Origin of the sequence: Scytonema hankhaensis NUACC26 (genome assembly GCF_045865695.1) — a bacterium.
In the GTDB taxonomy this organism is placed as follows: Bacteria; Cyanobacteriota; Cyanobacteriia; order Cyanobacteriales; family Nostocaceae; genus Scytonema.
Genome location: NZ_BAACAP010000121.1, coordinates 13804 through 27138 on the forward strand (window position 1 = coordinate 13804; position 13335 = coordinate 27138).

At 41.7% G+C, this 13335-nt stretch carries 4 protein-coding genes; all 4 read left to right on the top strand.

The window, feature by feature from the left end:
- Positions 1–182 precede the first annotated feature (182 nt).
- Positions 183–602, top strand: a complete 420-nt coding sequence (locus tag ACKTT2_RS06510) for an acyl carrier protein (protein ID WP_407885146.1) — start codon at positions 183–185, stop codon at positions 600–602.
- Complete coding sequence (locus ACKTT2_RS06515; RefSeq protein WP_407885147.1) at positions 599–8011, top strand: non-ribosomal peptide synthetase; 7413 nt, start codon at positions 599–601, stop codon at positions 8009–8011. Before ACKTT2_RS06510 ends, ACKTT2_RS06515 begins: the two co-directional genes overlap by 4 nt.
- Positions 8008–12144, top strand: a complete 4137-nt coding sequence (locus tag ACKTT2_RS06520; RefSeq protein ID WP_407885148.1) for a non-ribosomal peptide synthetase — start codon at positions 8008–8010, stop codon at positions 12142–12144. The genes ACKTT2_RS06515 and ACKTT2_RS06520 overlap by 4 nt, the downstream gene beginning before the upstream one ends.
- Before the next feature lie 38 nt (positions 12145–12182).
- On the top strand, positions 12183–13335 hold a 1153-nt coding region (locus tag ACKTT2_RS06525), incomplete at its 3' end, for an AMP-binding protein (protein WP_407885149.1).

Consider the following 13335-nt stretch of genomic DNA (forward strand, 5'->3'; position numbering starts at 1 on the left):
TACTGATTATTATGAACAGATTTAGGGTTATAGTTTCAAATGGAAATATTCAACATCAGGGTTTTAAATATATGTTTTGTGGGAGCATCAAACTTTTATTAGCTCTTCATAGCTGGGAAATTTGGACAAGAAATCTGTATTTACTTAAACTTTAGTGCTTATTTTAAAACTATAATTTTCCCATGCATTCCAAATTAATTAGTGAAACCGATCCCTCAAAAGAAGTAGAGACGACTGTAACAAAACGCCACGAGATCCTAGAAAGGTGGGCAAAAGTTACGACAAGCGAACGTCAAGAAATCTTAGGAGCCTATATACAAAAGCAGATTGCTGAAGCTATAGGGATAAGCCCATCTGAATTAGATATGCAGCAGTCTCTCAAGTATTTAGGAATTGATTCTCTAATTGCTGTGAAGCTGAGGAATCAGTTGAGAACCGATTTGTCAGTGGACGTAGCTGCGGTGAAATTCCTAGACGACTTTATTGTTGCTGATTTGGTAATGCTAGTAGAGCAACAGATAGAAAATGCTTATGAGCAAGATAGAGAAAATCTCAACCTCAGAACAATAAATGATGATGATTGGTTAGAAGGTGAGTTATGAATTTAGTAGAATTTCTCCAAAACCTCTCACAACAGAATGTGGAATTGTGGGTTGAGGATGATAAACTACGTTATCGTGCTCCCAAAGAAACATTAACTTCCACTCTGTTAAATCAAATTAAGCAGCATAAAACAGAAATCATCTGTTTACTGCGTAAGGATTTTTATAGTTCTAAATCCTATCCCCTTAGCTACGGTCAGCAAGGTCTATGGTTTCTTTATAAACTTGCACCCCATAGCGCAGCTTACAATATTGCTTTTACAGCTCGCATCCGAACGCATTTAAATATTTCGGCTTTGCAACGGGCTTTACAGACATTGATAGCTCGTCATCCCACACTACGTACTACATTTGGTCAACGAGATGCTGAACCTTTTCAAGAAGTTCATGAAGATCGGGAAGTCTACATTGAAACGATTGACGCTTCAACTTGGGATGAAGATGAATTGACAAAGGGAGCGATCGCTGCATATAAGCGTCCCTTCAATTTGGAACGAGGTGTAATGCGGGTAAATCTATTGACTCGCTCTTCACAAGACTATGTGTTGTTACTGACAATACATCACATTGCTGTGGATGGTTTTTCATTTGGGATTATTTTAGATGAGTTGCGTTTGCTCTACGAGGCGGAAAATACAGGTAGAGCAGTATCTCTAGCACCTGTGGAGTGGAAGTATAAAGACTTTGTGCAATGGCAACAGAAAATGCTCAAAAGTCCTGTGGGAGATAATTTGTGGGTATATTGGCAGAAACAGTTTGCTGGGGAGTTACCAGTGCTAAATATGCCAACGGATCGCCCCCGACCGCCAATCCAGAATTATCAAGGAGCTAGTTATAGTTTTGAAGTAACTAAACAATTAGCTCAGGAGCTCAGAAAACTGGGAAAAGCTGAAGGAGCAACTCTTTACATGACCCTACTTGCAGCTTTTCAAGTGCTGCTTCATCGTTATACGGGTCAGGAAGATATTGTTGTTGGCTCTCCTACGGAGGGGAGAAGTAAGGCTGAATTTGCCAATACTGTAGGCTTTTTTGTAAATATGCTTGCCCTGCGAGTAAATCTTGCTGGCAATCCTACCTTTCTTTTGCTTCTGTCTCGAGTGCGTCAAACGGTATTAGCAGCGCTCACGCATCAAGATTATCCTTCTCCTTTATTAATCGAGCGATTGCAGTTGAACCGCGATCCCAGTCTTCTAGGGCTTTTCCGTGCTTCGTTTAATCTGTTGCAATTCCAAGAAATGGCACCGGAATATGAATTATCTATGTCTACTCAAACAACAGCTAGAGAAGATTGGGGAGGTTTGACATTAGAACCTTTTGTAATACCACAGCAGGAAGGACAAAACGATTTAGTTTTTGATGTTGTCGAGACCACAGAATCCCTAATTGGTATATTCAGATACAGCACAGACTTATTCGATCGAACAACGATCGCTCGAATGGCGGGCAATTTCCAGACTTTGCTTGAGGGAATTGTCACCAACCCAGAGCAGGAGATTGCTTCATTACCTTTGCTAAGTGAAGTCGAACAACATCGTTTGCTTGGGGAGTGGAATAACAATCGAGTAGACTATCCCCAGGAGCGGTGCATTCATCAGTTGTTTGAGAGCTTTGCGAACAAAACACCAAATGCAGTAGCAGTATCGTTTAAAGAGCAGCAACTGACCTACCAAGAGTTAAACGAACGTGCTAATCAACTCGCACGCTACTTGCGATCTTTGGGAGTAAAACCAGAAGTGCTAGTGGGAATTTGTGTCGAGCGTTCCCTAGAGATGGTTGTAGGATTACTGGGAATTCTCAAAGCCGGTGGAGCTTATTTACCGTTAGATCCGCGATTACCCCAAGAGCGCTTGAATTTCATGCTCAGTGATTCACAAGTAACGGTACTGTTGACTCAGCAAAAACTAGTAAAAATTTTTCCCCAGCTGGATGCACCTGTGGTTTGTTTGGACACGGATAGAAAAGTAATTAGTCAGGAGAGTGAAACAAATTTAGTTAACAGTGCGACATCAGAAAACTTAGCCTACGTGGTGTATACATCAGGCTCTACAGGTATATCAAAAGGAGTTGCGATCGCCCATCGCAGTCCGATCAATGCATATTGGGCTTGGGAGAGTGCATATCAGCTTCACTCCCTCACCAGTCATCTACAGATGGCTAGTTTCTCTTTTGATGTGTTTTCTGGGGATCTAATTCGCGCTCTTTGTTCTGGGGCTAAATTAGTTTTATGTCCCCGCGAGTGGCTTTTGGAACCCCAGAAGCTGTATAACTTGATGCGTGAAGAGAAGATTGATAGCGCAGAGTTTGTTCCACCTGTTTTGAGGAATTTGGTGCAATATCTGGAAAGAACCAACCAGAATCTTCACTTTATGCGTTTGTTGGTAGTAGGTTCGGATATTTTATATGTAAAAGAATATCAAGAATGGAAGCGTTTTTGCCATGCCAATACTCGCTTGATTAATTCCTATGGGGTCAGTGAAGCCACCATTGACAGCACGTATTTTGAAAGTACGAATGTTAACTTGGCTGTTGATGGGTTAGTCCCTATCGGACGTCCGTTTAGCAATACACAAATTTATATACTAGACAGTCATCTCCAACTAGTCCCTATTAGGGTTCCAGGGGAACTGCACGTTGGTAGTGTTAGTTTGGCTCGGGGGTATCTCAATCGTCCAGATTTGACCGAGCAGAAATTCATCCCTAACCCTTTTGCAAACAGGAGGGGGGTAAAAGAAGAACGGCTCTATAAAACTGGGGATTTAGCTCGGTATTTACCTGATGGAAACATTGAGTTTCTCGGTCGAATTGACAACCAAGTGAAAATTCGTGGCTTCCGCATCGAGTTAGGGGAAATTGAAGCGGTTCTTATTACCCATCCTAAAGTACAAGAAGTGGTGGTCATTGTTCGAGAAGAACAAGTAGATAATAAGTATTTAGTTGCTTATATTGTTCCCCATCAAGATTTAAATACCAAGGAAGTGCGTAATTTCCTCAAGCAGAAATTGCCCGATTATATGGTGCCATCTGCTTTTGTAATCTTAGAGGCTTTACCTTTAACTCCCAACGGTAAGATAGACCGTCGCGCCTTACCTGTACCAGACGTAGAGCAAAATCGACAAGTAGAATTTGTTGCACCCCGCACGTCAAAAGAAGAAGCGATCGCCAATATTTTTGCCTCGGTACTGAAACTCAAACGAGTGGGGATTCACGATAACTTTTTTGAACTGGGAGGACATTCACTTCTCGCCACTCAAGTCGTTTCTCGATTACAGCAAGCTTTTCATGTTGAGTTTCCCCTACGCTCTTTGTTGGAGTCTCCTACAGTAGCCGGACTTAACCAAAACCTCTCACAGTACCGCCAATGCGATCGCTCTGCGTCCGAAGAGTTGGTTCCTTTGCCCACAATTGTTCCAGATCCAGAGCAACGCTATCAGCCCTTTCCCCTCACCGATATTCAACAAGCTTACTGGCTGGGTCGTAATGAAGCCTTTGAACTCGGTAATATTGCCGCTCACGGTTACATAGAGCTAGAAACTAAAAACTTAAATCTGCAAAGGTTAAACCGGGCATGGCAGAAATTAATCGATCGCCATGATATGTTAAGGGTTGTCATATTACCAGATGGTCAGCAGCAAGTTCAAGAAGAAGTTCCTTCCTATGAGATTGAGCTTTTAGACTTGTGCGGACAAGCACCCGAAGCAGTTAACGCAAAGCTAGAGTCTATTCGCGATCGTATGTCCCATGAGGTCTTAAGAGCCGATCGCTTCCCTTTGTTTGAGATCCGAGCGACTCGCTTAGATGAAGTGCGTATCCGACTTCATCTCAGCTTCGATGCTCTCATAGCTGATGCCTGGAGTATATTTGTGCTGGGGCGAGAGTGGGCTAAGCTTTACGAAAATCCTGAAGTTGTATTACCCTCACTAGAAATTTCATTTCGGGATTACGTTCTGGCGGAGTCAACTTTATCAGATACACCACAATATCGGCGTTCTCAGGAGTATTGGTTTAACCGCTTAGAAACTTTACCCCCCGGAGCAGAATTACCCTTAGCAAAAAACCCAGGTTCGATAACCAAACCTGAATTCAAACGTCGCAGCGCCAAATTATCCCCTACCCAGTGGGAACAATTGAAAAATCGGGGAAATCAATTTAATCTGACTCCCTCTGGAGTTTTGCTGGCTGCTTTTGCCCAAATCCTTAGCTACTGGAGCAAAAGTCAGAAATTTACCATTAATCTGACTCTATTTAATCGTTTGTCCCTGCACCCCCAAGTCAACGATCTAGTTGGGGACTTCACCTCTCTAACACTTCTGGAAGTAGATAACTCAATCCCCAATACATTTGCCAACCGCGCTCAACAATTACAGCAGCAACTGTGGCAAGATTTAGATCGCGGTTCTGTGAGTGCCATAAGGGTTCAACGAGAATTAAATCGTCGGCGAGAAAGCTATCAGATTGTACCAGTAGTTTTTACCAGCACTCTAGGTTTGGACTCGCTTGGTGACGAAATAGGAATGTTAGATCGCTTGGGAGAAGAAGTTTACAGCATCAGTCAAACCCCTCAAGTTTGGCTAGATAATCAAGTCAGAGAGAAAAATGGGGCATTAATATTCAACTGGGATGGGGTGGAAGAACTCTTCCCTGAAGGTTTGCTCGATGATATGTTTGGGGCTTACTGCGATTTACTCCAACGGTTAGCGACTTCCCAATCCGCTTGGAGCGAAGCACAACAACAATTATTACCTCCAGCTCAACTATCTCAACGTCATGAGGTGAATAATACTAGCGCTCCAGTTTGTCAACAAACTTTGCACGGTTTGTTTACCCTACAAGTGAAAGCACAACCCCAATCTCTAGCAGTCATTACTACTGAAGGCAATTTAACCTATAAGGAATTATACCAACAAGCATCTGGATTAGCAGTTCGGTTACAACAGTTGGGAGCAACCCCCAACACTTTAGTCGCTGTAGTGATGAACAAAGGTTGGGAACAAGTTGTCGCCGTACTGGGAATTTTAATGTCTGGAGCGGCATATCTGCCGATTGACCCCAGTTTACCCCAACAGCGGCAGTGGTATTTACTCGCACAAGGGCAAGTTAAATTAGTTGTCACCCAACCCGATCTAGAAAACGATCTGAGTTTGCCTTCAGGGGTGCAGAGGGTATGCATTCACGATCGCTCCCATGTCGAGACATTCCATTTTGAGTCTCTAGATAATGAAAATAACTCGAATCTAGCCTACGTAATTTATACATCAGGTTCTACAGGATTACCTAAGGGAGTCGCCATCAACCATCGGGGTGCAGTTAATACAATTGTTGATATTAACCAGCGCTTTGGTGTGGGAAATCGCGATCGCCTCTTGGCGATTTCGGCATTAAATTTTGACCTATCAGTGTACGATCTCTTTGGGATTCTGGTAGTCGGGGGCAGTATCGTCATTCCACCGCCACAAGCAGTCAAAGACCCCGCTTGCTGGTATGAGTTAATCGTTAAACATGGGGTGACGATCTGGAACTCAGTTCCGGCGCTGATGCAAATGTTAACGGAATATCTGTCAGTACAGCCAAATACCATACCGTTATCATTACGTTTGGCTTTGCTCAGTGGAGATTGGCTGCCTTTAAGTTTACCAGCGCAAATTCAAGCAAAGTGTGACGATATTCAAATAGTCAGTTTAGGAGGAGCAACCGAAGCTTCCATTTGGTCGATTTGCTATCCTATCACCGCAGTTGACCCTAATTGGAAGAGTATTCCTTATGGTAAACCTCTGACGAATCAACAGTTTTATGTGTTGAATGAATTAATGCAACCAACTCCGGTATGGGTGACAGGACAGCTTTATATTGGCGGGATCGGACTCGCGAGTGGTTATTGGGGAGATGATGAAAAGACTAAAGCTTGCTTTATCACTCATCCGGTGACAGGGGAAAGATTGTACAAAACCGGAGATTTGGGAAGATATTTACCTTCAGGGGATATTGAGTTTTTGGGACGCTCTGATTATCAGGTGAAAATCAATGGCTATCGTATTGAATTGGGGGAAATTGAGGCGACATTAACGCAACATCCCGCGATTCAGCAAGCTGTGGTTACTACAGTAGGCGAAAAACAAAATAAACAGCAGCTTGTCGCTTATATTGTTGGCGATCGCCAGTTTACATCAACTCAAAATCTCGCAGAAGCTTACCAACCTGCTCAACTTCAAGGAGTCTTGCAAGCTCCTGTGGAACGCATTGAATTTAAGCTCAAGCAACCAGGATTGCGACAGTTAGAACCCTCTCAACAGAGCATACAATTACCCCAACCTGAGTTTGATGAAAGCCTCACCCAAGCTTACCTGGAACGTCAAAGTTATCGGCAATTTCTGCCTCAACCTATTCCTTTAGCACAATTTAGCCAGTTTTTAAGTTGCTTGCAGCAGATGAAACTAGAGGATTATCCTCTACCAAAATATCTTTATCCTTCTGCTGGTAGTCTCTATCCCGTACAGACTTACTTGTTAATTAAACCTAATCGAGTAGAAGGTTTGGAAGCAGGAATATACTACTATTATCCTGCTGACCATCGTTTGATATTAGTTAGTGCTAACAGTGAAATTGATGACAGTATTTATCGTGGCAATCAACCAATTTTTGAGAACGGTGCTTTTTCGCTATTTTTGATTGGGGAACTAAGTGCGATCGCCCCAATGTATGGAGAACTAGCAAAAGAATTTTGTCTTTTAGAAGCGGGTCATATCGGTCAATTGTTAATGAAATCCGCGCCAGAACAGGAAATTGGATTATGTCCTATTGGCTATCTAGAATTGAGCGAAATACAAGATTTATTTAAGCTCGAATCTAGTCAGATTTTACTTTATAGCTTTGTGGGTGGTAAAATCAATTTAGCTCAAACTAAACAGTGGTTCTCCTCTAAAACTAATAAGAGTTCCCAATCAATTTCTGTACAGTTACGGGAGTATTTACAACAGAAGCTACCGAGATATATGGTACCTTCTGAGTATATTTTATTAGATACTTTGCCTCTAACTGCGAATGGGAAAGTAGATCGCAAGATGTTACCTACTCCCGATATTGTCAGGTCTAAATCTGAAGCAGTTTTCACAACTCCAAAAACTGAAATAGAGCGAACTTTAGCCGAAATTTTGCAAGAAATTCTTCAGATAGATGCTGTGGATATTGATAATAATTTCTTTCAGTTAGGTATGGATTCATTGAAATTAGTACAGTTCAAAAATAAGTTACAAACTCAACTTGGAGTCAATGTATCAATGAAACAATTGTTAGTAGAAGCTACCAACATTACAGAATTAGCTGTAGCTGTAGAAGAGCAATTAACCTTAGTAAAAATTAAGTCATCGACCTTATCTATTGAATCTGACGATAATAAAGAAGTCATCGAATTATGAAAAGAAATGAACTTTTGAAAGAACTTGACCGACAGGGGATAAAATTATCAGTTAAAAACGAACGATTAATTATTGAAGCTCCGAAAGGAGTATTGACCCTAGAGTTAAGAAATTCCCTAGCAGAGCATAAGCTAGATATTATGCGTTTGCTCGGTCAAACCGAGATAAATACGACTTCTCTACCAGTCATTGAACCAGATCCTACCAGGCGATATGAACCTTTTCCCCTTACAGATATTCAGCAAGCATATTGGATCGGACGCAGTGGTATATTTGAGTTAGGGGATGTAGCTATTAGTGGTTATATCGAGTTTGAAACTGAAAATTTAGACTTGTCACGACTTTCAGTAGCTTGGCGGAAATTAATTTATCGTCATGATATGCTGCGAGCTGTTGTCTTACCTACAGGAGAGCAACAGATTTTAGAGGAAGTTCCAGACTATGAAATTTCTACCTTGGATCTGCGAAAAATAGAAAATCTTGAAGCAGAACGGGTACTCGCCGCCATGCGAGAAAAATTATCACATCATATGTTACCTTGCGATCGATGGCCTTTGTTTGATATTCAAGCCACTTATTTGGACGACAATCGGATGCGGCTTCATATCAAAATAGATTTATTGATGATGGATGCTGCTAGCATTCAAATTTTGTTCCAAGAGTGGAATCAACTTTACCAAAATCCTGAATTTTCCTTTAAACCATTGGAGTTATCATTCCGAGATTATGTAATTAATAAGCAAATACGACAAGAGCCAGAATTGATAAAGCGATCGCGCAATTACTGGTTCAGTCGTTTAGATACTTTACCCCCAGCACCAGAATTACCTCTAGTTTGTTTTCCTAGCGAATTAAAAGATTATAGATTTAAACGTTACCGCGCTCGACTCGAACACAATATTTGGGAGCAATTAAAACAGCGAGGGAAAAATGCTGGTTTGACTCCTTCTGTAATTTTGCTGGCTGCTTTTGCGGCAATTTTAACAGCGTGGAGCAAGAATCCTCGCTTTACTATCAATCTCACCGTGTTTGAACGTCTTCCCCTCCATCCTGACATCGATCGCATAATTGGCGATTTTACTAATATAAATTTATTGGCAGTAGACAATTCAACCCTAGCTACATTTACTATCCGCGCTCGGAAAATACAGCAGCAATTATTACAAGACTTAGACCATATTCATATCAGTGGAGTGGAGGTACTGCGGGAATTAGTTCGTCGTAGAAAAACTGGATTAACCGCAGTGATGCCAATAGTTTTTACCAGTCTTTTAGGTTTAAATTCTGTAAATAAAAGAGATTTAGAACTCAGTTTTTTAGGAGAAGAAGTTTATAGCATTAGTCAAACCCCCCAAGTCTGGCTCGACCATCAAGTTACCGAACAAAAAGGGGCATTAATATTCAATTGGGATGTGGTGGAAGAACTGTTCCCTAAAGGTGCTGTGGATGATATGTTTGGGGCTTACTGCGATCTACTCCAACGACTAGCGACTTCCGAATCAGCTTGGGTGGAAGCGCAGCAACAGTTGTTACCTCCAACTCAACTCTCTCAACGTCATGAGGTCAATAATACTAACGCTCCAATTTGCCAGCAAACTTTGCACGGTTTGTTTACCCTACAGGTCAATTCCCAACCCCAACAAGTAGCAGTCATTGCTCCTGAGGGCAATTTAACCTATGAAGAATTATACCAACAAGCATCTGGATTAGCAGTGAGGTTACAACAGTTGGGAGCAACCCCCAACACTTTAGTCGCTGTCGTGATGGACAAAGGTTGGGAACAAGTTGTAGCTGTACTGGGAATTTTAATGTCTGGAGCGGCATATGTCCCGATTGACCCCAGTTTACCCCAACAGCGACAGTGGTATTTACTCGCACAAGGGCAAGTTAAATTAGTTGTCATCCAACCCGATCTAGAAAGCAATCTTTCTTTACCTCCAGAGGTGCAGAGTTTGTATATTGACGATGGCGATATCGAGACGTTAAATACGACACCAATCCTACACCATGAAAATAACTCGAATCTTGCCTACGTAATTTATACATCAGGCTCTACAGGATTACCTAAAGGAGTCGCTATCGACCATCGGGGTGCAGTTAATACAATTGTTGATATTAACCAGCGCTTTGGTGTGGGAAATCGCGATCGCCTCTTGGCTGTTTCGGCATTAAATTTTGACCTATCAGTGTACGATCTCTTTGGGATTCTTGCAGCTGGGGGAACCATAGTCATTCCACCGCCACAAGCAGTTAAAGACCCTGCTTGCTGGTATGAGTTAATCGTTCAACATGGAGTGACGCTCTGGAACTCAGTTCCGGCGCTGATGCAAATGTTGGTAGAATACTTATCCTTACAGCCACAAACAACAGCATTACCATTACGTTTGGCTTTGCTCAGTGGAGATTGGCTGCCTTTAAGTTTACCAGCGCAAATTCAAGCAAAGTGTGAGGATATTCAAATAGTCAGTTTGGGGGGAGCAACCGAAGCTTCTATTTGGTCGATTTACTATCCCATCCCCGCAGTTGACCCCAATTGGAAGAGTATTCCCTATGGTAAACCTCTGACGAATCAACAGTTTTATGTGTTGAATGAATTAATGGAACCAACTCCGGTCTGGGTGACAGGACAGCTTTATATTGGGGGGATCGGACTCGCGAGTGGTTATTGGGGAGATGATGAAAAGACTAAAGCTTGCTTTATCACTCATCCGGTGACAGGGGAAAGATTGTACAAAACCGGAGATTTGGGGAGATATTTACCTTCAGGGGATATTGAGTTTTTGGGACGCTCTGATTATCAGGTGAAAATCAATGGCTATCGTATTGAATTGGGGGAAATTGAGGCGACTTTAAAGCAACATCCCGCGATTCAGCAAGCTGTGGTTACTGCGGTGGGCGAAGAACGAAGTCAACAGCAGCTTGTTGCTTATATTGTTGGTAAAGATCCGTCATTAAGTAGTACTGAATTCAAACTCTATCTGCAACAAAAATTGCCTAAGTACATGATACCTGATACCTTTGTGCAATTGAAGGTTTTACCACTGACTTCTAATGGCAAGGTAGACCGTCAAGCCTTAAAAGTACCAGATTTAGATCTAACCCAGAGACAATTCATATTTTCCAGAGACACCATAGAACTTCAACTTGCTCAAATCTGGTCAGATCTTCTCAATGTCACGCCAGTAGGAGTAACAGACAACTTTTTCGACCTTGGTGGTAATTCTATTCTAGCCATTCGTCTAACGATCCAGATTCAAAAACAATTCCAGAAGAATCTCCCCCCAGTCACGCTTTTCCAAAACTCAACCATATCTGAACTAGCACATCTTCTCCGTTCTTCAACAGATTCTATCCCCTGGTCTGCTTTAGTTCCTATTCAACTAAGTGGCGATCGACTTCCCCTGTTTTGTATACATCCTTTTGGTGGAAATGTCCTTTGCTATCAGGATTTAGCCCGTTATTTGGGTTTAAAAAGACCCATATATGGACTACAAGCAGTTGGACTTAATCCCGAGTACGAAGCTCATACTCAAATTGAACAGATGGCGACTCACTACATTCAAGAGTTACAAACTGTTCAACCCAGAAGTCCTTACTTCCTCTGTGGCTGGTCTATGGGTAGCTTAATAGCTTTTGAAATAGCCCAACAACTTTCTTCCCAAGGCGAACAAATAGCCCTCTTAGCTCTGCTAGATCCTTTTACTCCTTCTATGATGAGTCCTTCCATACCTGAAGAGGATCTTGCTTTGTTAGCACTGGGATTATTAGGAGATCTCAATTTCAATTTAGAATACCTAAGCCAACTTAAACCAGATGAGCGACTCATATATGTTATAGAGCAGGCTAAGAAGAACAATCGAGTTCCATCTGACTTTGATTTAGAGCAAGTTCGCCATTTGCTTCAGATTAGCAAGCTCAACTACCAAGCAGAACAAAATTATCAACCTCAGTCTTACTCAGGAAAAATCATTCTATTCAAAGCTAGTGAAACTGATGCTGACCTTGAAGCAGCTTGGAATGAACTAGCTCCACACGTAGAAATGCATTTGGTTCCTGGTAATCATTACAACATGCTTCAACAACCTCATGTCCGAACTCTAGCTCAACAATTACAGAAATATCTTGATGTTTGAGCAACATAAAGTAAATTATTTTAAGCAGGTGTTAACCTATGTTGTATAACAATAAAATTCTCACATTAGCAGATTTATCACAGGTACAAGCCCGTCAATTTCCAGATACTAGGGCATTGATATGTAAGGATAAGGGACTGACTTATTTACAATTAGATCGGCGAAGTAATCAGGTCGCAAATTCACTTTTAGCCCAAGGAGTTCAACCAGGTTCGCGAGTGGCACTTTTAGCTAAAGATTCACTCAAGAGTTATAAAATTTTATTTGCTTGTAGCAAAATAAATGCTGTTTTCGTACCGATTAATTGGCGTTTAGCTGCTGCTGAAGTGAGCTATATTCTCAGGGATGCTAATGTTGAAATTCTTTTTATTGGGGCTGAATTTTATCAGTTAGTAGAATCGATTAGAAAAGAGATTGATGGTGTTAAAACCATTATTGCCTTAGAAAAAATTGACGACAATTTCCTAACTTACGATCTATGGTGTCAGGAACAGAGTGACGATCCACCGAATGTTGCTGTTGAACCCAATGATGTAGTCGTACAAATGTATACTAGCGGCACTACAGGACGACCTAAAGGTGTTCAACTAGGACATTACAGTTTTTTTGCGATCGCCAAAGAATTTGCTCAACGAGGCAAAAGCTGGATAGGTTGGAACGAAAATGACAAAAGTTTGATTACCTTACCTTTATTCCATATCGGAAGTCTGTGGTGGGCTATCCGTGGTTTGGCATCAGGAGCCGAAAATATTGTATTAGAAACTTTTGTAGACGTTGAGGTTCTCGAAGCGATTGAAAAGTACCGCATCACCAAAACATTTATGGTTCCAGCGATGATTCAAGTTCTGTTGAACGAACCATTATGCCAGCAAACAGATTTTTCATCACTGGAATACATTGTTTATGGGGGTTCTCCTATAGCTGAAGCACCACTCAAAAAAGCGATCGCCACATTTGGCTGTAACTTTGCACAAATATATGGGATGACGGAAACAGGAAATTGTGCTGTCTGTTTACCTGCTCAAGCCCATACATCTACAAATAAAGATAGACTCAAAGCTGCGGGTAAACCCTTTCCCGGTGTATCGGTAGCCATCTTAGACCGTGAGGGTAAAGAGGTATCTTGCTCTCAAGTGGGTGAAGTTTGTATCAAATCTCCTGCAAATATGATTGGTTATTGGAAATTACCTG